This window comes from Martinezella lusitana, assembly GCF_010668395.1.
Lineage (GTDB): Bacteria > Pseudomonadota > Alphaproteobacteria > Rhizobiales > Rhizobiaceae > Rhizobium > Rhizobium lusitanum_A.
Genome location: NZ_WUEY01000006.1, coordinates 1 through 20,918, shown reverse-complemented (window position 1 = coordinate 20,918; position 20,918 = coordinate 1). Strand labels below are relative to the sequence as shown.

General features: G+C 61.2%; 23 protein-coding genes. 10 read left to right on the top strand and 13 right to left on the bottom strand.

The features are described from left to right. Nucleotides 1–20: 20 nt before the first annotated feature. From GR212_RS15090 to GR212_RS15080, 3 genes are read right to left on the bottom strand one after another with little or no spacing between them, the layout of a single operon-like run. A complete protein-coding gene (locus tag GR212_RS15090; RefSeq protein WP_163987399.1) occupies nt 21–722 on the bottom strand; it encodes a retropepsin-like aspartic protease family protein in 702 nt (233 codons plus the stop codon). Continuing rightward, nucleotides 719–940: a DUF1289 domain-containing protein gene (locus GR212_RS15085; protein WP_163987398.1), complete on the bottom strand. Its 222-nt coding sequence runs from the start codon at nt 938–940 to the stop codon at nt 719–721. Before GR212_RS15085 ends, GR212_RS15090 begins: the two co-directional genes overlap by 4 nt. Before the next feature lie 19 nt (nt 941–959). Beyond that, nucleotides 960–1,736, bottom strand: coding sequence for an adenosylcobinamide-GDP ribazoletransferase (locus tag GR212_RS15080; RefSeq protein WP_163987397.1), 777 nt, complete (start codon nt 1,734–1,736; stop codon nt 960–962). 128 nt (nt 1,737–1,864) lie between these two features. On the opposite strand from GR212_RS15080, the gene cobT reads away from it, so the two are divergent. After that, a complete protein-coding gene (gene cobT, locus GR212_RS15075; protein ID WP_163987396.1) occupies nt 1,865–2,881 on the top strand; it encodes a nicotinate-nucleotide--dimethylbenzimidazole phosphoribosyltransferase in 1,017 nt (338 codons plus the stop codon). A 185-nt stretch (nt 2,882–3,066) separates the two neighbouring features. Beyond that, nucleotides 3,067–3,459 (top strand): diacylglycerol kinase, encoded by a 393-nt coding sequence (locus GR212_RS15070; RefSeq protein ID WP_163987395.1) that lies wholly within the window; start codon nt 3,067–3,069, stop codon nt 3,457–3,459. Nucleotides 3,460–3,581: 122 nt separating this feature from the next. On the opposite strand, the gene GR212_RS15065 is transcribed toward GR212_RS15070, so the two are convergent. After that, the gene (locus GR212_RS15065; protein WP_163987394.1) at nt 3,582–5,111 is read right to left on the bottom strand and encodes a sensor histidine kinase; all 1,530 of its coding nucleotides are present in this window, start codon (nt 5,109–5,111) and stop codon (nt 3,582–3,584) included. Between the two features lie 123 nt (nt 5,112–5,234). On the opposite strand from GR212_RS15065, the gene GR212_RS15060 reads away from it, so the two are divergent. The 3 genes from GR212_RS15060 to GR212_RS15050 all read left to right on the top strand — a co-directional run bounded on the left by GR212_RS15060 (nt 5,235) and on the right by GR212_RS15050 (nt 6,994). Then, the gene (locus tag GR212_RS15060; protein WP_163987393.1) at nt 5,235–5,810 is read left to right on the top strand and encodes a thermonuclease family protein; all 576 of its coding nucleotides are present in this window, start codon (nt 5,235–5,237) and stop codon (nt 5,808–5,810) included. Then, nucleotides 5,807–6,439, top strand: a complete 633-nt coding sequence (locus tag GR212_RS15055) for a uracil-DNA glycosylase family protein (RefSeq protein ID WP_163987392.1) — start codon at nt 5,807–5,809, stop codon at nt 6,437–6,439. The genes GR212_RS15060 and GR212_RS15055 overlap by 4 nt, the downstream gene beginning before the upstream one ends. Nucleotides 6,440–6,505: 66 nt before the next feature. Further along, nucleotides 6,506–6,994: an Lrp/AsnC family transcriptional regulator gene (locus GR212_RS15050; RefSeq protein WP_069613098.1), complete on the top strand. Its 489-nt coding sequence runs from the start codon at nt 6,506–6,508 to the stop codon at nt 6,992–6,994. A gap of 51 nt (nt 6,995–7,045) precedes the next feature. Here GR212_RS15050 and GR212_RS15045 read toward each other — a convergent pair whose 3' ends face one another. Then, complete coding sequence (locus tag GR212_RS15045; RefSeq protein WP_163987391.1) at nt 7,046–7,918, bottom strand: NAD(P)-dependent oxidoreductase; 873 nt, start codon at nt 7,916–7,918, stop codon at nt 7,046–7,048. A gap of 267 nt (nt 7,919–8,185) precedes the next feature. Between GR212_RS15045 and GR212_RS15040 the strand changes: the two genes are divergently transcribed. From GR212_RS15040 to GR212_RS15025, 4 genes are all read left to right on the top strand, one after another. After that, nucleotides 8,186–9,154 (top strand): aliphatic sulfonate ABC transporter substrate-binding protein, encoded by a 969-nt coding sequence (locus tag GR212_RS15040; protein ID WP_163987390.1) that lies wholly within the window; start codon nt 8,186–8,188, stop codon nt 9,152–9,154. A gap of 196 nt (nt 9,155–9,350) precedes the next feature. Then, nucleotides 9,351–10,526, top strand: a complete 1,176-nt coding sequence (gene ssuD / locus GR212_RS15035) for an FMNH2-dependent alkanesulfonate monooxygenase (protein WP_163987389.1) — start codon at nt 9,351–9,353, stop codon at nt 10,524–10,526. Nucleotides 10,527–10,550: 24 nt separating this feature from the next. Beyond that, nucleotides 10,551–11,387, top strand: a complete 837-nt coding sequence (gene ssuC, locus GR212_RS15030) for an aliphatic sulfonate ABC transporter permease SsuC (RefSeq protein WP_163987388.1) — start codon at nt 10,551–10,553, stop codon at nt 11,385–11,387. A 10-nt stretch (nt 11,388–11,397) separates the two neighbouring features. Then, complete coding sequence (locus tag GR212_RS15025; RefSeq protein WP_163987387.1) at nt 11,398–12,198, top strand: ABC transporter ATP-binding protein; 801 nt, start codon at nt 11,398–11,400, stop codon at nt 12,196–12,198. Between the two features lie 97 nt (nt 12,199–12,295). On the opposite strand, the gene GR212_RS15020 is transcribed toward GR212_RS15025, so the two are convergent. From GR212_RS15020 to GR212_RS14985, 8 genes are all read right to left on the bottom strand, one after another. Then, complete coding sequence (locus GR212_RS15020; RefSeq protein ID WP_163987386.1) at nt 12,296–12,772, bottom strand: SRPBCC family protein; 477 nt, start codon at nt 12,770–12,772, stop codon at nt 12,296–12,298. Then, complete coding sequence (locus GR212_RS15015) at nt 12,769–13,113, bottom strand: ArsR/SmtB family transcription factor (RefSeq protein WP_163987385.1); 345 nt, start codon at nt 13,111–13,113, stop codon at nt 12,769–12,771. The genes GR212_RS15020 and GR212_RS15015 overlap by 4 nt, the downstream gene beginning before the upstream one ends. Next, nucleotides 13,106–13,798, bottom strand: a complete 693-nt coding sequence (locus GR212_RS15010) for a glutathione S-transferase family protein (protein ID WP_163987384.1) — start codon at nt 13,796–13,798, stop codon at nt 13,106–13,108. Before GR212_RS15010 ends, GR212_RS15015 begins: the two co-directional genes overlap by 8 nt. Before the next feature lie 128 nt (nt 13,799–13,926). After that, nucleotides 13,927–14,751 (bottom strand): class I SAM-dependent DNA methyltransferase, encoded by an 825-nt coding sequence (locus GR212_RS15005; RefSeq protein ID WP_163987383.1) that lies wholly within the window; start codon nt 14,749–14,751, stop codon nt 13,927–13,929. Between the two features lie 138 nt (nt 14,752–14,889). Continuing rightward, a complete protein-coding gene (locus GR212_RS15000; RefSeq protein ID WP_163987382.1) occupies nt 14,890–15,156 on the bottom strand; it encodes an usg protein in 267 nt (88 codons plus the stop codon). 178 nt (nt 15,157–15,334) lie between these two features. Further along, complete coding sequence (locus tag GR212_RS14995; RefSeq protein WP_163987381.1) at nt 15,335–16,165, bottom strand: ABC transporter permease; 831 nt, start codon at nt 16,163–16,165, stop codon at nt 15,335–15,337. Beyond that, a complete protein-coding gene (locus GR212_RS14990; RefSeq protein ID WP_163987380.1) occupies nt 16,162–16,965 on the bottom strand; it encodes an ABC transporter permease in 804 nt (267 codons plus the stop codon). Before GR212_RS14990 ends, GR212_RS14995 begins: the two co-directional genes overlap by 4 nt. A 118-nt stretch (nt 16,966–17,083) precedes the next feature. Then, nucleotides 17,084–17,866 (bottom strand): lysine/arginine/ornithine ABC transporter substrate-binding protein, encoded by a 783-nt coding sequence (locus tag GR212_RS14985; RefSeq protein WP_163987379.1) that lies wholly within the window; start codon nt 17,864–17,866, stop codon nt 17,084–17,086. A 367-nt stretch (nt 17,867–18,233) separates the two neighbouring features. Between GR212_RS14985 and GR212_RS14980 the strand changes: the two genes are divergently transcribed. Continuing rightward, nucleotides 18,234–20,738 (top strand): OmpA family protein, encoded by a 2,505-nt coding sequence (locus tag GR212_RS14980; RefSeq protein ID WP_163987378.1) that lies wholly within the window; start codon nt 18,234–18,236, stop codon nt 20,736–20,738. Nucleotides 20,739–20,918 lie beyond the last annotated feature (180 nt).

The following is a 20,918-nucleotide window of genomic DNA, read 5'->3' as shown; positions in this document are numbered from 1 at the left end:
CATCCGACAACTCGTTTCCCTCAATCGCGAAGCCGAAGCTCGTCCGTCTGCATCTGCATTGACCCCAAGGTTTCGAGGAAACTCATGCCGAGCAGGCTCTGATCGAGCTTGCCGGCTTCGGCCACGCTCGCCTCGACATCCCTGCGCTTGATCGGGCCGATCGAAACCGAGCCAAGTTCGACGGGAGCCGCCCTGGCGCGGCCGTTGGCCGTCAGGACGGTCATGGAATAGGTGAGGTTTTCCGGAATGATGCCGACGCGCTCTGCGTCTTCCTGCGACAGGGCGATGGTGCTGGCGCCGGTGTCTATCAGCATGTCGATCGACTGGCCGTTGATCATGACCTGGGCTTCGAAATGCCCGTTCGAGCGCTTGTGAAGGATGACCTCCTGGCCGCCTTCGCTCGTGGTGACGACGACGGCATGGCCCGGCATCAAGCCGGCGAAGACACGGTTTCCGACCTGTTCGGCATCGTGACGATAGATGTAGGCGGTGGCGAGCGCCATGATGATGACCAGCCAGATCAACAGATTGCGGATCGACTGGCTGACCGTGTGGCGGCTTGCCCAGACGGCGGCGCTGATCATCAGGGCGATCGGCAGGAGATAGACGACGCGGGCGAAGTCGTCGTTGCGCATTCCGAGAGTCGTGCCGCTGTTATTGTTGAAGATGAGCAGGGCGAGGCCGATGCCGAGAATGGCGAGAACGACGTTCAGGCGGTTCATACGGCACTGCGCTCCCGTGCCATCCTTTGACGGCGGGTTTCCCTGCGCGGCTTGCGCTCGACCTTCGTCAGGCGCTCCGGAAGCGTCTCCATGATCTGGCGGCGTTCGTCGTCGCTATAGGTCATCCAAGCGCCGATTTCAGCGGCAGTACGGCCGCAGCCGAAGCAATAGCCGGTATTTGTGTCGATGGAGCAGACAAGGATGCAGGGTGTTAGCATGAGATCATATATCGAGGCTTCAAACGCACATGGCAAGGGTGCAGAGGGATGCGATCTCGCAAATCTGCTGGGTCGCGCCGATGGTGTCGCCGGTATGGCCGGACAATTTCTGGCGCACGTAGCCGGTGGCGAAAAATGTAGCGATGCTGGTGGTGAGAAGGCAGGCAACAAGTGCCGGAACGCCAAGGGCAGGCGCGACGAGCAGCACTGTGAGGCCGAGTGCGGCAATCAACGCCAGTTGCATGGCATCTCCTTCCGGCTTGCCTGCGGAGGCGGCTATGCCATCCGGTTTGGCGGATGGCAGGGCATACCAATGCCAGACCATCGCGCCGCGGCTCAAGGCGGCAGTCGCGAGAATTGCAATGGCGGCGTCGGAGGGCGCAAGGTGGCGGGCGAGGTCGGCGAGCGCTGCCGCACGCAATCCGAAAGACAGGATAAGTGCCGCCGCGCCATAAGTGCCGATGCGGCTGTCCTTCATGATTTCGAGTGCGCGTTCGCGGTCCTTGCCGCCGCCTAACCCGTCTGCGGTGTCGCTCAGCCCATCCTCATGAAGAGCGCCCGTGGTGATCGTCTGCACGGTGAGCGCCAGCATCGCGGCCATCAGCGGATCGGCGTTGACGGCAAGCAGCGTGCCGAAGACGAGGGCGGCAGGCAGGACGATCAGCAGCCCGGCGAAGGGGAAGGCGCGGGAAACGCGCGCGAGCTTGCCGTCGTAGCCTTCGAAGAAGGATGCCGGCACGGGAATGCGGCTGAGAAAGGCGACCGCGCGCGCGATGTCGCGCATGTATTCCCGCATTTCTTCCTCTCCCCGCCATACGCGCGACAGCATCGGGCGTTTTTTGGAGTTGTTCGCGCCGATTCCGAAGACTAATAGAGTCGCACGCAAAGAACCCGATTTGAGACCAAAAGACAAGGAACGCATTCATGAGCGTCAGCGGCCTCCCATTCGACGATTTCCGCGCATTGCTGCGCGACCTTCCGGGGCCGGATGCCCGGGCACTCGTGGCCGCGCGCGAGCGTGACGCACAGCTCACCAAGCCGCCCGGCGCGCTTGGAAGGCTCGAGGAAATCGCCTTCTGGCTGGCTGCCTGGACGGGACGTCCGCCGGCCGTGACCCGGCCGCTCGTTGCGATCTTTGCCGGCAATCACGGCGTCACCAAGCAGGGAATTACGCCGTTTCCGCCATCCGTCACCCAGCAGATGGTGGAGAATTTCGCCGCCGGCGGCGCTGCGATCAACCAGATATGCGTGGCCTACGATCTCGGCCTCAAGGTCTTCGATCTCGCGCTTGATTTTCCGACGGGCGACATCACCGAGGAGCCTGCGCTGAGCGAGCGTGATTGCGCCGCGACCATGGCCTTCGGCATGGAGGCCATTGCCGGTGGCACAGACCTGCTCTGCGTCGGCGAGATGGGTATCGGCAACACCACGATCGCCGCAGCCATTCACTACGCGCTGTATGGCGGCAAGGCTGAAGACTGGGTCGGCCCCGGCACCGGTTCCGAAGGCGAGATGCTGAGGCGCAAGATCGCCGCCGTCGAGAAGGCCGTGGCGCTGCATCGCGATCATCTGTCCGATCCGCTGGAAATCCTGCGCCGCCTCGGCGGCCGCGAGATCGCGGCCATGGCCGGCGCCATCCTTGCCGCGCGCATGGAGCGTATCCCCGTTATCATCGACGGCTATGTCGCGACGGCTGCGGCCTCCATTCTCAAGGCGGCCAATCCCTCGGCGCTCGATCATTGCCTGATCGGCCACGTCTCGGCCGAGCCGGGGCATCTGCGTTCCATCGAGAAGCTTGGAAAGACGCCGCTGCTGGCGCTCGGCATGCGGCTTGGCGAGGGCACCGGGGCTGCATTGGCCGCCGGCATCGTCAAGGCTGCGGCTGCCTGCCATTCCGGCATGGCGACGTTCGAAAGCGCCGGAGTCACCAACAAGCACTAGAAACGGAGGCGGCGAGGCGTTGAGACAAGCGTTTCGCCGCTAAATTTCCTGTAGACTATCGATTTCCGTCACAAATCTGTAATGAATTCTGAGGGCGGCTGAAGGTGCCGCCTTGCTTCGCCCTTAGTGAGGCGGTATTCGCAAAGCATGAAACCTGCAACCGGAACATGACGGACGGAACGGGAATGGCCGAGTTTTCGAAACCAGCAGTCACCAAGGAAAGGGGTATCCGGCATTTTTTTGCCGCTGCCGGCTATTCCTGGGGCGGCTTTCAACGGCTGTTGCAGGAGTCGGCCTTCCGCCAGGAGCTGCTTTTTGCTGCCGTGGCGCTGATCCTCTTGATCGCCGTCGGAGCGACTATCGGCGAGATCGTCATCGCCATGGTGCTGTTCCTCGGCGTGTTCGCGGTCGAGGCCATGAATACGGCGGTGGAAGAGGTGATCGACCGGATTTCGCCGGAAATCTCCAATGTCGGCAAACACGCCAAGGATCTCGGCTCCTTCGCCGTTTTCTGCATGCTGGTCGCGTCCGGCATCTATCTTTTTTACATCATCGGCAGCCATCTGCTTTTCCGCTAAGGGCGTCGCGATCTGTCAGATCCGCTTTCCGCGCCTTAGGTCTTTGACCTTGCGGATGTCGTTGTCGCAAATCGCGCATCCTTTTGCGCGACCTGCATCAGGCGACGAAGTCTGCGGTTTTCTTAGGCGAAGCTCTTTTTGCGCCGCTCGACAAGCGGGGCATCCTCGACGGCCGGCAGGCTCTGCAGCACGCGCTTGGCGGGCAAGATGGCGATGACTTCCGTGCCTTCCCTCAGCTTTGATTTCAGCACGAACTGACCGTCGTGCTTTGCGAGAATGGCCTGCACGATCGGCAGGCCGAGGCCCGTGCCTTGCTCGGCGCTCTTGATGGCGATGGAGCCCTGTCCGAAGGCGGAGAGCACGACGGGTATTTCTTCCTCGGGAATGCCAGGCCCATTGTCCTTGATGGCCACATATTCGCCCCCGCCGGCCGTCCAGCCGACCTTGACGCTGATCTCACCGCCCTGCGGCGTGAACTTCACCGCATTCGACAGGAGATTGAGGATCACCTGGCGTAGCGATTTCTCGTCGGCCCAGACGGAGGGGAGCTGCGCTTCGAATTGCGACGAGATCGAAATGTTCTTGGCCCGTGCGCGAAGCTGCACCATGCCGATGCAATCCTCCGCTATATCGAGGAGGGAGATCGCTTCCTCGTTCAGTTCGTATTTGCCGGCCTCGATGCGCGACAGATCGAGGATTTCGTTGATCAGGTTGAGCAGATGCTGCCCGGATCGATGGATGTCGCTGGTGTACTCGCGGTAGGTCGGATTGTTCAGCGGCCCCATGACTTCCGCGGACATGACTTCCGAAAAGCCGAGGATGGCGTTGAGCGGCGTTCTGAGCTCATGCGACATGGAGGCGAGGAAGCGCGACTTGGCGAGGTTTGCTTCCTCCGCACGGCGGCGCGCTTCGTCGGACATGGACTTCGCCACTTCCAGCTCGGCGATCAGATCATCCTTCTCCGATTGAAAGGAGAGGATTTTCAGGTTGGACTGATACATGCGGTTGGTGATGAACGTGAAGAACACCACGGCAACCGAGACGGCGGCGGTGAGCGCGATGTCCGACGGGGTGCGGGTGACAATGGCCGTCACGGCCAATGCCACCGTGGCCGGCGCGAAGGAAAAAGGCACCGCGCGCGGCAGCATGAAGCTGGACATCGCCGTGATGCAGATCGCCACGAGCAGGATCGTGCCCTTGTAGAGGGCGAAGCTGTCGCCGCTGCATGTCGCGCAATTCTGCATGGCGAAGAGCGCCCAACAGAAGCCGACGAGCAATTGTCCCAGCAATAGAAGCTGTCGCCATTTCCTGGCGCTCTCGACGGTGATCTCCTGTTTCTTCGCGCGCCGTCCGATCAGCATGTTGATGGCATGCGCCGTGAGGATCGGAACGGTCCACAGGAAAATGCTCGCCTCGCGCGTCAGGTAGAGGCCGAGCACGGCAACGACGATGACGAAGATCGGCACGACGGCGGCGCTCTGCCGCAGCGTGTCGATGTGCATCATCATCAGTTCACGGTCGAAGTTGCGGCTATGGCCACTCTGCAGGCGCTCACGCGTCTGCCGCACCGCCTTCGACACAGCCCGGTTACGGTGGCTGCGCGATCGGTCGACAATGTTTTTATCTGTCGATGTGCTGACGCCGGTGCTCATGGTTACATTGATACTTGGCCTGCCTGAGACTACAGACTAGCGTCCAAACCTTAAGAAGATGCTGCGCCGAAATGATTTGTTTGCCATCTTCGCCAAGGATTTGTTCTTAAAGGAGGCAACAAGGTGATGCGGTCAGGCCGCCTGTTTCGTGACGGCGTGGCCACTTTCGCTCTGCTTGCCATTCTTGCATTACTCGCGTTGAAGATGAACAATCGACCGGAAATCGTTCAAAACGGCAAGTTTTACGTCATTGATGGCGATACGCTTTCTACCAATGGCGAGCGCCTGAGGCTGAAAGGGATCGACGCCCCCGAATATCGGCAGCGCTGCCGGCGCGATGGCGCTGACTGGGCTTGCGGTGAGGAGGCGCGTCGAGCGCTTGCCACAATCATTAAGACTGCGGCGCCCGAATGCCGGGGACAGGAGAGGGATCGCTATGGTCGCCTGCTGGTGACTTGCGTCGCCGGGGATCTCGATATCAATGCCGCCATGGTTCGCAGAGGCATGGCGGTTTCGTATGGCGGCTATTCCAATGAGGAGCGTATCGCGCGGCAGGCGAAGGCCGGGCTTTGGGCCGGGGATTTCGAGCGGCCGAGCGACTATCGGCGCGAAGAGCATACGACGCATGCCGATGGAAATGATCCGATTGCCGGGTTGTTCGGATATCTGCGACAACTCGTCGGATGGAATGCGCCATGAGGCAGGAGGACGAATTGCAGGCCCTGCGCTCCGCGATTGCCGCCTGTCGCCTCTGTCGGGACATGCCGGCCAAGGGCGTGGCGGATCGCTTGCCGCATGAGCCGCGGCCGGTTGCCACCCTGTCGTCGACGGCGCGGATACTTATTGCGGGGCAGGCGCCTGGATTGCGCGTTCACGAGAGCGGATTGCCGTTCAACGATGCCTCCGGCGACCGTTTGCGGCAATGGCTCGCGGTGGATCGCGAGAGCTTCTATAATCCGGATCATTTCGCCATCGTGCCGATGGGGTTCTGCTTTCCCGGTTACGATGCGGCCGGCAGCGACCTGCCGCCGCGCCGGGAGTGCGCGCCGTTGTGGCGGCAGCGGGTGATGGACGCGATGCCGCAGATCGAGCTGATCCTGACGATCGGGCAATATGCGCAGGCCTGGCACCTCGGCGCGCAGCGCATGTCCTCGATGACGGAGACCGTCGCGGAGTGGCGGCGTTATCTCCTGACCAACCGGTCACCGGCTATTTTGCCGCTTCCGCATCCGAGCTGGCGCAACAGTGGCTGGCTGAAACGCCACCCCTGGTTCGAGGCCGAACTGCTTCCAGTATTGCAACAACGTGTGAAAACCCTTCTTTCTTGAGAAAAAGTTTCTTTTCTCTCGCTTAAAGTAGGCTATAGAGAGAATATAATTCGAAGGGATGCTTAAATGGACCGTCTTGACCGCAAAATCCTGCGTCTGCTGCAGGAGGATTCCACTCTGGCCGTGGCCGATCTGGCCAAGAAGGTCGGTCTGTCGACGACGCCATGCTGGCGACGTATCCAGAAGATGGAAGAGGATGGCGTCATTCGCCGCCGCGTGGCGCTGCTCGATCCTGAAAAGGTCAACACCAAGGTCACGGTTTTCGTTTCCATCCGCACCAACAGCCACTCGATCGAATGGCTGAAGCGCTTTTCGGAAGTGATCGCCGATTTTCCGGAAGTGGTCGAGTTCTACCGCATGAGCGGCGATGTCGACTATCTGTTGCGGGTCGTCGTTCCGGATATCGCGGCCTATGATGCCTTCTACAAGCGCATGATCGCCAAGATCGAGATCCGCGACGTCTCCTCGGCTTTCGCCATGGAACAGATCAAGTATTCGACGGAACTGCCGCTGGACTACATGCTGCTGGAAAACGCAAAGTCGAACGAAGACTGAGCGACGTTTTTAAAAACGGGCTCAATTGATATCGATTGAGCCCCTTTTTCGTTACTTCCTGTCCAGGCGTGCGAGCAGCGAGGATGTATCCCAGCGATTGCCTCCCATCGCCTGAACATCACCGTAGAACTGGTCGACGAGGGCTGTAAGCGGCAGCTTGGATTGATTGCGGCGCGCTTCTTCCAGTACGATGCCGAGATCCTTGCGCATCCAGTCCACCGCGAAGCCGAAATCATATTTGCCGGCATTCATCGTCTTGTGGCGGTTTTCCATCTGCCAGGAGCCGGCGGCACCCTTGGAAATGACCTCCACGACCTTTTCGATGTCGAGCCCGGCCTGCTTGCCGAAGTGAATGCCTTCGGCAAGGCCCTGGACGACACCCGCGATGCAGATCTGGTTGATCATCTTGGTCAGCTGACCCGAGCCAACCGGCCCCATTAGGCCGACCATGCGGGCATAGGCGTCGATCACGGGACGAGCCTTGGCAAATACGGCCTCATCACCGCCGCACATGACTGTGAGGACGCCATTCTCGGCTCCGGCCTGGCCGCCGGACACCGGAGCGTCGATGAAATCGACGCCTTTTTCCTTGGCGGCGGTGTAGAGTTCGCGAGCGACTTCGGCGCTTGCCGTCGTATTGTCGATAAGGACGGACCCCGCCTTCATGGTTGAAAGCACGCCGTTCTTGCCTGTGGTCACCGAGCGTAGGTCGTCGTCATTGCCGACGCAGGTGAAGACGAAGTCGGCGCCGTCAGCGGCCTCCGCCGGCGTGGGGGCGAACTTGCCGTCATATTGCTTGGCCCATGCCTCGGCCTTGGCGACGGTCCGGTTGTAGACGGTGACGTCATGCCCGCCCTTGACCTTCAGATGTCCGGCCATGGGATAGCCCATGACGCCCATGCCGATGAACGAGACCTTTGCCATTTTTGTAACTCCCTAACCGAATTTGACTCGAAGGCTTAGCGGAAAGGCCAGGGGGACGGAAGACCGATTTGTCGGTCAACTTGTCACCGTGGCATAGGCTTTGAAATCTGATTTCCGATTTCATGGTTTTGTGGAATTAAATTTCGATATCGGCGTGAAACTTCATAATATCCTTTGTCGATATAATCTGTGGATTTGCGATCCTTGGACATCGACAACGAGCCGGTGGTGGCGGAAGCGCCAAGGCGGGATGGAAAAGGATCCTCGATGATTTCGCGCAGACAGACACTCGGCCTTCTCGGTGCCACGGCAGCGGCCTTCGCCTTGCCTTCCCTGCGGCCGGCGCGTGCAGCCGCGGCCACGACCTTTCGCATCGGCTGGCAGAAGAACGGCGTGCTGGCATTGGCCAAGCGCAAGGCATCGCTTGAAAAGCGGCTCTCCGACCGCGGCATATCGGTCGAATGGTCGGAGTTCACATCCGGTCCGCCCCTGCTCGAAGCGCTCGGGGCCGGCGCCCTCGATTTCGGCGCGACAGGCGACGTGCCGCCGCTTTTCGCCCAGGCCGCGAACGGCAATCTGCTTTATGTGGGGCTCTATACCGGCAGTCCCGAAAGTTCGGCCATTCTCGTGCGCAAGGATTCGCCGATCCAGACGCTTGCCGATCTCAAGGGAAAGAAGCTCGCCTTCAAGCGCGGCTCCAGTGCCCACAACGTTACCGTCAAGGCGTTGCGCAAGGGCGGCCTGACGATCAACGATATCGAGGCGCTCGATCTTGCGCCGCCGGATGCGTCCGCCGCCTTCAAGACGGGCGCCATTGATGCCTGGTCGATCTGGGATCCCTATCTTGCCATTGCGGAAGCAGATCCGGATACGCGCATTCTCGCCACGGCGCGCGGTATCGTCGATTCCTTCAGCTATTTCCTCGCGAATAGCGATTTCACCAAGGACAATCCGCAGGTCGTCGTTGATGTCATCGATGAGCTGGCCAAGGTCGGCACCGCAGCTCAATCCAATCTGGACGACACGGTCACGGCATTGTCCGAAATCACCGGCGTTCCGGCCGACGTGACGCGGGTGACGCTGACGCGCCCGGGCGCCGATCTCGGCGGCGTCTCCACCATCACCGATGCTGCGATCGCCTATCAGCAGGGACTGGCCGACGAATTCTACAATCTCGGGATCGTTCCCAAGAAGCTGACCGTCACCGATATCGTCTGGCGGCCGAAGGCAAGCTGAGGATCGCCGCTATCCCGCCGATGCAGCCTGTGCCCGAAACACTACGGGAAGGGGCTGCGTCGGCAAAAATATTCCGCCAGACGCACGGCAATAGAAAATCTGCATTGTCGATATAATCCATGGTCTATGTCACTATCCGGGTCGAGCATCGGGAAGTGGCTCCCGACAATGCGCATCCAGAAGGCAGGAAAACTTCATGACCGCGACCGCAAAACCCATCGACTTCCTCTGGTTCATTCCAACCTCTGGCGACGGCACTTATCTCGGCACGGGCGATCTCAATCGCGGGCCGGAGATCGGCTATCTCCAGCAGATCGCACAGGCGGTCGACCGGCTGGGCTATACCGGAGTGCTGTTGCCGACGGGCGTGTCCTGCGAGGAATCCTTCGTGACGGCCGCTGCACTTTCGGCGCATACGCAGAAGTTGAAGTTCCTGGTCGCGATCCGTCCCGGTACGGCTTCGCCCGCCTATTACGCGCGCCTCGCTTCGACGCTCGATCGCGTTTCGAACGGCCGCGTGCTGCTCAACATCGTCGTTGGCGGCAGCCCGGCCGAGCTTGCAGGTGACGGCATTCATCTGGAGCACGACGAGCGCTATGCCCATGCGGACGAATTCTTCCATGTCTGGGAGGAGTTGCTGGAAAAGGGGTCTTCCACCTTCGAGGGCAAATACATCAAGGCGACCAATGCACGGCTGGGCCTTCCGCCGGTGCAGGCGCCGCGCCCGCCGCTCTATTTCGGCGGCTCCTCGGATGCCGGCATCGAATTCTCCGTCGGCCGCGTCGACAAATATCTGACCTGGGGCGAGCCGCCGGCGCAGGTTGCCGAGAAGATCGAGAAGGTGCGGGCTGCGGCCGCCAAGCGCGGACGCGAAGTCAGCTTCGGCATCCGCCTGCATTTCATCGTCCGCGAAACGGACGACGAGGCCTGGGCAGCGGCCGAGAAGCTGATCTCCAAGCTCGACGACGAGACGATCCGCGAGGCGCAGGAGCAATTCGTCAAGCAGTCCGATTCCGTCGGACAGAAGCGCATGGCGGCACTGCACGGCGGCCGTCGCGATAAGCTCGAAGTGTCGCCGAACCTCTGGGCCGGCGTTGGCCTGGTGCGCGCCGGTGCCGGCACGGCGCTGGTCGGCTCGCCGAAGACGGTGGCTGCGCGACTGCGGGAATATCAGGAGCTCGGCATCGAAACCGTGATCGGCTCCGGCTATCCGCATCTGGAAGAAGCCTATCGCGTGGCGGAGCTGCTCTTCCCCGAGCTGGGCCTGAACCAGGAGCAGCAGCGGGCCGGTTTCCGCAACGAATTCGGCGCAAAGCAGATCTTCGCGGGTGGCAGCCACGGCGGCAATCTGAAGGTCGTTTCCGGCTCGTAACGCCACCTTTGAAGGGAGATCCCCATGTCGGCATTCGACACGTCCTTCGTACGCGTCGGCCCGGAGCGCCGCACGCGCTCCGCCAGGGCCGCAAGGCAGGCCATCTCGTTGCAGAGTTTCCTGCCCTTCCTGCTGCCGGTCGTGGTTATCGCGGCCTGGCAGCTCGGTTCGTCGTTCGGGTGGATCTCCACGCGCATCATGCCATCACCGGCTGCGGTGGTGGTCGCCTTCTGGCAGACTACGATTTCCGGGCAGCTGCCCAACAACATCCTCGTCAGCGCCGGCCGGGCTTTCGCGGGCCTTCTGGTCGGCGGCTCGATCGGCTTCCTCCTCGGCATCGCCAACGGCGTGTCGCGGCTGTCGGAGCAACTGACGGATACGACGCTGCAGATGCTGCGCACCATTCCGCACCTTGCCATGGTGCCGCTGGTGATCCTCTGGTTCGGGATCGGCGAGGAATCGAAACTCTTCCTGACGGCGCTCGGCGTGCTTTTCCCGATCTATCTCAATACCTATCACGGCGTTCGCAATGTCGATCGCGGACTGATCGAAATGGGACGGGTCTACGGTATGAGCAACTGGACGCTGTTTCGGAAGATCATCTTCCCAGGCGCGCTGCCGTCCATCCTCGTCGGCCTGCGCTTTGCCCTCGGCATCATGTGGCTGACGCTGATCGTCGCTGAATCGATCGCGGCGTCGTCGGGCATCGGCTACATGGCCAACAATGCCCGCGAGTTCGGCATGACCGATGTCGTCGTCCTGACGCTGGTCATCTATGCCATCCTCGGCAAGCTTGCCGATGTCGTCGCGCGGACGATCGAGCGCAGGGCCTTGCGCTGGAACCCGGCCTATCAGAATTAAGGAGCCTGCCATGAGCGTCATCGCGGTAGATCGTTCACGGGCGGAAGCCCAAAATGTCGCGCCGCGAGCTACCGATGCTGCGGCCATCCATATCAAAGGTCTGGAGAAGAGTTTCGGAAGCAACCGCGTTCTGCGCGGCATCGATCTGGATATTCCCGCCGGCCAGTTCGTGGCCGTCATCGGCAAGAGCGGCTGCGGCAAGAGCACGCTGCTGCGCATCCTGATGGGGCTGGAGGAGCCGAGCGCGGGTCATCTGCGGTTCGAGGCCGCAGACGGTCGCGACGCGCAACCCAATACGCGCATCGTCTTTCAGGAGCCGCGTCTGCTGCCCTGGTTCTCCGTCGCCGACAACGTCGCCGTTGGTCTGGGCGAGGGCATGCCGCAGGATCTGTCGCGGAAGGAGACGGCCGCCGTTCTTTCCGAGGTGCAACTGGCCGAAAAAGCCGGGGAATGGCCTTCCAGCCTTTCCGGTGGACAGAAGCAGCGCGTTGCACTTGCGCGCGCGCTCGTCAGCAAGCCGGGCATCCTCGCACTCGATGAGCCGCTCGGCGCGCTGGATGCCCTGACCCGCATCAGCATGCAGGAACTGCTGAACCGCGTCTGGCGCGAGCTTGGCTTTACCGCGGTGCTTGTGACCCACGACGTCAGCGAGGCCGTGCATCTGGCCGATCGGGTCGTCGTGCTGGACGAGGGCAGGATCGTGCTCGATCTCGACATTCCCTATCCGCATCCACGCCGCCACGGCAATCCGGCATTGGCCGAACTCGAGGGCCAGCTCCTCGCGGCGATCCTTGGCGAGGCGCGGTCTTAGAGCGGTTCCGCGTTTCACGGGATCGTTGAACCGCTCTATCTCTTTGTTTTACGCGATTCCGGGCGGAAAACCGCTGCGCATTTTTCCTGGAGTTGCTTTAATTGGGTCTGGTGTCGTCTCCCTCGACATAGAGCCTGAGATTATCGAAGCCTATTTCCGTGCCTGCGAGCCGAGAGCCGTTGTCGCCGTAGCCGTCGAGGAACACGACCTGTTCGACGAAGGTCATCTTCGTGCCGCCGGGCTCCTCGGCAAAGCTGACCGTTGCCAGCGACACGGAAATTCTGACGTCGTCGAGCATCATGTCGAAGGCGTAGATGAAGCGCTCGTTCGGGACGACGTCGATATAGCGCGCCTGATAGGCATGCACGACGCCATCCGTGGAGGCGACACGGTTGCTTTCGCTGCCGCCGGCGCGGAAATCGAGATGGAAATCCAGCGGCTTCCAATCCCCATGGCAGCCAAACCATTGCCGCTTCTGCTCCGGGATCGCCCAGGCGCTGAAAACCCGCGGCAGCGGTGCGTTGAAATGGCGTTCTATGGTGATGGTCGTATGCTCGGTCGATCGTTCGCTCATTCGCCTGTCGTCTCCGTCGATGTCTCCGCCAGGAACAGGTCGAGCCGGTCGAACGTCTTGTTCCAGGATGCCTTGCGCTCGGCAATCCAGCGCTCGACGGATGCCAGCGCCTCCCTGCGCAGGTGATAGGTCCGCACCCGGCCGGCTTTTTCCGATAGTACCAGCCCGCTTGTCTCCAGCACCTGCAGATGCTTCATCACGGTCGGTAGCGCCATGTCCAGCGGTTGCGCCAGTTCCGTGACGGAAGCGGGTCCGCGACCGAGCCGGTCGATCATGCCGCGCCGGCTCTGATCGGAAAGGGCCTGGAACATGCGGTCGAGTGCCTGCGGTTCCTCAAGCATTCGGTTTTTCCGGCCGGAATTGTGCCGGCAGTTTCTCATTGTAAGGATACATGTGGAAATAGGGCATGGCTTCCTTGAGAACGCGGGCGAAGGAAGGGCGCTCGAGGAGGCGCCGATAATATGCCTTCAAGCGCTCATGCCCCTCACCAAAGGGAACAAGGGTTTCGGCATAGAACAAGGCCGGCGCCGCGGCGCAGTCGGCCATTGTCAGATTGTCGCCTGTGATCCAGGTTTTCCCGTCCAGCTGCTTTTCGATCATTCCATAAGCCGTGGACAGCAATGCCTGTGCCTCGGATACGCTCTGAGGACTCTTGTCCTCATTTGCCCGCAGCACGTCCGCCACGATCTTTTGCATCGGATCCTGCACATAGAGGTCGAAGAAGCGATCCCAGAGCCGGACGCACAGGGCATCCGACAGGTCCGTCGGCAAGAGTTGCGTTACGCCGGGATAGTGCCGGTCGAGATATTCAATGATGATGCTGGTTTCCGGAACGGTGCTGTCGAGTGCTTCGTCGCGCAGGACCGGAAACTTGGCGAGCGGCCAGAGGCGCGCCAGCGAGGCGCGCGATTCCGCGTTGCCGAGATCGATGATCCGGCTTTCGAACGGCGTTCCGTTTTCATAAAGCGCCATCAGCACCTTGTGGCAAAACGAGGCGAGGGGATGCTGGTAGAGAACAAGGGACATGCGACGACCTTTCCCACATCAAGGATCGAGCTGAAACTTATCTGAATGGCTAAGTATCAACTGCCGCGTCGTTGCGCAAGAAAATAGTTATCCAAAAGGATAACTATTCCTGCCTGGGATATTTAGCCTCAATCGGCAAGGCGGCGAGCGACGACCAGATGGCCCGGCGTCGGTTGGCCGTCTTCCATGCGGACGTTGATGTCGGTGATTTCGACGAGTTCGAAGCCGGTCGCGGTCAGCCGTTCACGCACATAGGCTTCGGAATGGGCGAAACGCTGGTGAGGACCGACCATGTAGGGACGGCCAGCCATGGCGGCCTCGGGCAAGGTTTCCGACGAGAAGATGAAGAGGCCGCCCGGCGTCATGTTTTCGGCGGTGCCAAAGAAGAGGGGTTCCAGCGCGCCGAGATAGGGCAGGACATCGGTCGCGGTAATCAGGTCGAAGGGCTCTTCGTCGTTGTCGTCGAGGAAGTCTTCGACCTCGGCGACGAAAAGGGTTTCGTAGATGTCCTTTTCATGGGCGACTTCGACCATGTTCTCGGAAATGTCGATGCCGGTGATATCCCCGACGATATCGCGCAGCGTGCCGCCCGTCAGGCCCGTGCCGCAGCCGAGGTCGAGCATGCGCTTGAAGGGGCCGAGGCCGAGCGTCTGCAGGCGCTGGCGAACGAGAACCGGGACATGGTAGCCGAGCTGCTCCACCAGCACGTCTTCGAAAACCTCGGCATGCTGATCGAACAGGGTCTCGACATAGGCGTCGGGCGCCTTGACGGGCGTTTCGCCCCGGCCCATCGAAGCGATGCGAACGGCGGCGCCGCCGTGATCTTCCGGATCGAGGGCCAGCACTTCTTCATAGGCCTGCACGGCGGCATCGATGTCGCCGGCCTTCTCCAGCGCCAATGCGCGGTTATAGGCTTCCGCAAGCGCGTCTTCGTCGATCTTCTTCTTTGCCATGGATGCCGGCCCTTCCTTTTGTTACGCAGGCATTAAGACGACTGATCGGCTTTTGCAATGCTTGCGGCGCGGCGAGAGATGGCGTGCCGCCATAATCCGCAGTCGGGCGCTCACGGCATGGAATGCTTGGGGAGGCGGCTAGTGAAGGATGAACTCCCCCTTCACTGCGCGCCATTCGCTTGCCGAAATCAGCTTGCGGTGCACATAGCGCACGGAATGAAGCGGCCCGTCCAGCTTCTCCTGCCAGAATTTCAGGAAGCCGCGCATTTCCGGGAAGTTCGGGGCAAGGTCATAGTCCTGCCAGATATAGGTCTGGAGAAACTGCGGATGATCGGGCAGGCGATAGAAAATCTGCGCCGTCGTCAACCCATAACCCTGCAACTGCTTTTGCATGTCTTCGTGCATGAGCTTTCACTTTCCGTTCTTCGTGACTCATGGTCACAAGAATATGGAAACAGCTCATGGTAAACTCAAGCTTTACAAAACCGTCATGAAGGAAATTTATTGCGATAAATCAATATGTTGGCAGCGATGATGCGTGAGTGCTGCCAGAAGCGGCGCCTTGCGCGCCGCTTCTGAAAGATCAGCGCTTGAGATGCCGGGTCAGCCGGCCTTCCATCCGCGCCCAGCCGTTGCGCATCAGCTCGACGATCACCAGGTAGAAGATCGCCGCCCAGAGATAGATCTGGTAGTCGTAGGTGCGCGAGAACGCATAGCGTGTCTCGCCCATGAGATCGAAGACCGTGATAATGGAGACGGTTGCCGAGCTCTTGATCAGCAGGATGATCTCGTTGCCGTAAGGACGCAGCGCCACAATGAGGGCCTGGGGAATGATGATCTTGCGGAAGGCGATCCACGTATGGATGCCGAGGGCATTTGCTGCTTCCGTCTGGCCCTTCGGCACGCTCTGGATGGCGCCTCGGACGATTTCCGTCTGATAGGCGGCCGTGTTCAGCGTCATGGCGAAGACGCCGCAATAGAAGGGATCCTTGAAGAACCACCAGAGGCCGATATCCTCGAAGAACCAGCGGAAGCTCGGAAAGCCGTAGTAGACCATGAAGATCTGCGCCAGCAGCGGGGTGCCGCGGAACAGGTAGACATAGCAATAGGTCAGCGTGCTCAGGATCCTGTTGCTCGACATGCGGGCGAAGGCCAGCGGTATCGACAGGATCGCGCCGAGAACGAAAGACAGGGCGACGAGCTTTACGGTGATCCAAAGGCCGTGGAGAAGCCTCGGCCCATAGGTTTCGAGCTTGTCGACATCCCAGCCGGTCACGATCATCGCCAGCAGGGCGACGCCGAGAATGGCCCAGAGCGTCAGGAAGAAATAACCGGCAATGGCCGTCTTGGATATTGTCCTGACTGCCTTGGGTGGCGCGGGCTGCGCCGCTATCAGAATTTCGGCATGGCTCATCGATGAACCTCCGCACGTTTGGCCCAGCGATCGAGGTAGAAGAGGCCGATCGAGGAAATGACGGCCAGCGTCAGATAAAAGAGGCAGGCGATCGAATAGAAGGTGAAGGGCGCCTTGGTGGCGCGCACGGCGATCCCGGTCTGCCTGATGATGTCGGCAAGGCCGATGATCGACACGTAGGATGTGTCCTTCAGCAGGTTCATCCAGAGATTTCCGAGGTTCGGCAGCGAGATGCGGACGAGTTGCGGCACGATAATGAGCCGCATGGTGCGCGCGCGATGGAAGCCAAGCGCATCGCCCGCCTCGTACTGGCCCTTGGGGATCGCCTTGAAGGCCGACAGAAGCACTTCCGAGCAATAGGCTGAAAACACGATCGCCAGGGCGACCATGCCGGCCGCGAAGGCATTGATCTCGATGGGACCATCGTAACCGAACTTGGCAAGCAGCGATTGCAGCAGGATCTGCATGCCATAGTAGATGATGAACAGCGTCAGCAGTTCCGGCAAGCCGCGAAAAATCGTGGTGAATATGCCTGCGGCAAGCCGCAGCGACTTTTCCTCCGATTGCTGCGCGAGCGCGACGAAGAAGCCGATGATAATGCCAAGCGGCAGTGTCAAGACCGAGACGGCAATCGTGATCTTCAGACCGCCGGCCAACTCATCGCCCCATCCCGTATCACCACAGGCGAGCATCGTATTCTGGCCGAATATTGTGAACAGTCCGACCGGACCACACAATGGGTCGAAAATCGTACTCAACCAGGTCCACAAGGAACCAAGGGCGGAAAACAATCCGCTCATGCTGTATTTCCCCTAGCGGCTTTTGCCGCGTTTCTGCTTATATTCTTCTCGTTGTCAAACAAAAACGGCGGAAGAGCAAGCTTCCGCCGTGATCTTTTCCAAGGAAATCGACCGGCGATCAGTCGCCGTAGACGTCGAAATCGAAATACTTGTCCTGGATCTTCTTGTAGGTGCCGTCGGCGCGGATCGCAGCGATCGCGGCGTTGAGCTTGTCCTTCAGAGCCGTGTCGCCCTTGCGGATGGCGATGCCTGCGCCTTCGCCATTGACGACCGGATCGATCTTCAGCGTGCCGAGCATCTTGCAGCAGCTGCCGGCATCCGACTTCACCCATTCCGACAGCACGACGACGTCGTCGATGGCGGCATCGATGCGGCCGTTGCTGAGATCGAGCTTGTATTCGTCAGCCGACGGATAAAGCTTGAGTTCGGCGTCCTTCAGATGGGCCGTGGCGTAGTTGGCGTGCGTGGTGGAGGACTGCGCGCCGATCGTCTTGCCCTTCAGGGCTTCGTCGGTTGCGTCCTTGAGAGGAGAGTCCTTCGGGACGGCGATCGCCGGCGGCGTGTTGTAGATCTTGTTGGTGAAGTCGACGATCTTCTGGCGTTCCGGCGTGATCGACATGGACGAGATGATGGCATCGAACTTCTTGGCCTGCAGGGCAGGAATGATGCCGTCGAAATCCTGGTTCACGAAGGTGCACTTGATCTTCATCTGATCGCAAAGCGCATTGGTTATATCGATGTCGAAGCCGATGAACTTGCCGCCGGCGTCAAGCGATTCGAACGGCGGGTAGGTCGCGTCCGTGCCAAAGACGAGCGAGTCGCCGTCGGCAAGCGCCGCGCCGGCGAGAAGCGACATCGCGGCAAAGGACGCAGCGGCAAAGAGACGGGTGGAGATGCGCATTTTGATCCTCTCTGTTGGTGGCCGGCAGCCCATTATTGTTTTTGGCAGACGGCTCGAGTGGAGCGGGCCGGTGGCCCGCCTTGCGGCGATATTCGTACTTTTTTTTCGGAAAAAGCAACTGGAATTACGAGCCTGACCTCCGTTGCCGGATCCCGCCGCAATGCGGGCGCGCGACGGCGAAATCTGAACGAAAGCTATCCGCCGCATTCAGCCAGGGTTAATTGCAGCAACTTAATAGTGCGGGAACATATAGCGGCCTGCCGCGATTCAGCCTCACGAGAACCGAAAATTGGCCGGGTTCCTGAGGCATCGCCTTGCCCGCTGAGATTCGCAATTCGGCGGACAAAGATCACAAGAGGAGACCCATATGGGAAAGCGATCCAGACTATTTGCCAGCGCCGCGTTTCCGCTGCTTTCGCTATCGCTCGCATTCGAGCCGGTGGCAGCCGCGGCGCTTCGCGAACAGCCCATCGCACTGCTGAACAACGGCGCGGCCGATGCATCCACGGCGACCGCCGACACAAGTTTCGAGGTGGCGCAGCAGGAGCCGGCAGCACAGTCGGAAGAAGAGCAGCTCAAGCACAAGAAGGCCGGTGGCGGAGAGGGTGAACCGCAGGGCCAGAAGCACCAGGGCGAACCTGCCCACCAGGGTGGCGCGGAGCAGCAGCACCAGATGAAGCAGGCGGCGCCCGAAGCCGAGCCGCAGAAGCCCGCAAAGCAGCAACCGGAAGCTCAGCCGCCGAAGGCGCAGCACCAGCAGCCCGCGGAGCAGGAGCAGCCGAAGCCCCAGCGCCAGCAGCCGGCGGCGGAGGCTCAGCCGGAACCGAAGAAGCAGCATCAGCAGCCGGCCGAGGAGCAGCAGACCCAGCCTGCGGCAAAGCCGCAGCCCAAGGCCGCCGCCCCGGAAGCGGAGCCTGCGGCGCCCCAGCCGAAGCCGAAGGCCAAGCAGCCCGAGGCAAAGCAGCCTGCGGAAGCGCCGCAGCCGAAGGTAGAACAGCAGCAGCCTGCCGCCGAAGCGCAGCCGGAAGCCAAACCCGAGCCCAAGGGCAAGCCGAAGCCGCAGCAGCCTGCGCCGGCACAGAAGGAGGCTCCCGCCGCCCAGGAGCCGCAGAATCAGAAGGCCCAGCCCGAAAATCAGGCTCAGCCCGCACAAAACGCCAATCCAAAGCAGGGCCAGTCCGAAAACCCGGCGAAGCAGCCGGCCGAACAGCCGCAGGCGCCTGCCGGCGAACCGTCGCAGGGTCACAAGGCTCAGCCGGGCACGGAGACGCAGCCCGCGACACAGGCGCAGCCTGAAGCTCAGCCCGGAACGCCGGCGACCGCTGGCACCCAACAGGGGCAGAAGCCGGGCGCAGGCAAGAACCACGGCAAGCAGCCGCAGAACCAGCAGCAGGGCGAGGAGCCCGGCGCCAATCCGCAGCAGCCGGCGCAGAAGGGTGAGCCGCAGGCACAGCCCGCGCAACCCGGCAATCAGGCAACCACGCCGCAACCCGGCAAGCAGCAGCCGGCAAACGGCGCGGAGACGCCCGCCCAGGGGACGGCCACGCCCGCACCGGCCAACGGCAACGGCCAGCAGGCCGGCGAAATCCAGCTGCCTCCGGCCGAGCAGGTCTCGCCCCAGGAACTGGAACGCCGCAAGAAGATCGCGGAAAATCCGGCTTCCGCCAACGGCCCGGTCATCCTGCCGGTTGAAAATGGCAGCGCGGTTCTGGACAGCCAGAAGGGTGCCTTTCGCCGGGGCGAACATCTGAACAACGGTCAGAATCCCGGTGCGCCGGGCGCCCAGGGCGGTCGTGGTCAGGCCGGTCAGGGCCAGAAAGGCCAGGCTCAGAACAATCCGGGACAGCAGCCGCCGCCGGCTTACAGCAAGCCGCCGACCTCCGACGCCGAGGCGCAGCGCGCCGCAGGTGGCGGACAGCCGCAGCCGCCGGTGAAGATGGAAGCCGTGACCAGCGAGCAGGGCCGCCGCATCGATCGCCGGCCGGACTTCGTCCCGCCGCAGGGAACCGCGGTCCAGACCATTATCAATCAGGACAACCGGACGATCGTCAACGTCGACAATACCTATGTGGTGCGTCACGACGATAGCGAGCGCTTCATCCGAGGCGGCGAGCGGCCGATCTACGAACAGCTGCCGCGCGACCGCTATCGCGAGACGATCGATCAGCCCGACGGCGATCGCGTCGTAACGATCCGCAACCGCTACGGCGATATCATCCAGCGCTCGCGTATCGATGCCCGAGGCCATGAATACGTGCTGTTCTATTCGCCGGAGCTGGAAGACCGGCCCGACAATGACGATTACTTCCGCGATCCGGGCGACGATCTGCCGCCGATGCGCCTGCTCATTCCGCTGAGCCAGTACATCATCGACACGGCATCCAACCGCAATGCTGATTACTACGACTTCCTGCGCGAACCGCCGGTCGAGCCGGTCGAGCGTATCTATTCGGTCAACGAAGTCCGTTATTCGGCCCGTATCCGTGACAAGATCCGCCGTATCGACCTGGATACGATCACTTTCGCAACGGGCAGCGCCGACATTCCCATGACTCAGGCCAGCACGCTGCGCGGTGTAGCCGACGGCATATCGCAGATCATCAAGCGTGATCCGACCGAAACCTTCCTCATCGAAGGCCATACGGATGCCGTGGGTTCGGCGGAGAGCAACCTGATCCTGTCTGACCGCCGCGCGGAATCGGTCGCCAATGTGCTGACGGATGTCTACGGCATTCCGGCCGAAAACCTGGTTACCCAGGGGTATGGCGAGCAGTATCTCAAGGTGAATACGCTCGGCCCATCGCAGGAAAACCGCCGCGTCACGATCCGCCGCATCACGCCGCTGGTGCGCCCGGTCGCGTCCAATCGGTAAGCCTTGGTTTACAGACAGGCTATGAGGGCCGCCGGGAAACCGGCGGCCTTTCATTATATCAAGAATAAACCTCCACCTACGGTGGAGGACTGGACGAGTTTTACACGGTAGTTGAGAGACCTCCTGCTTGAACCGCTGGCGTGGCCCAGACTTCAAACAAGGAGGTTATATGGATGAGCA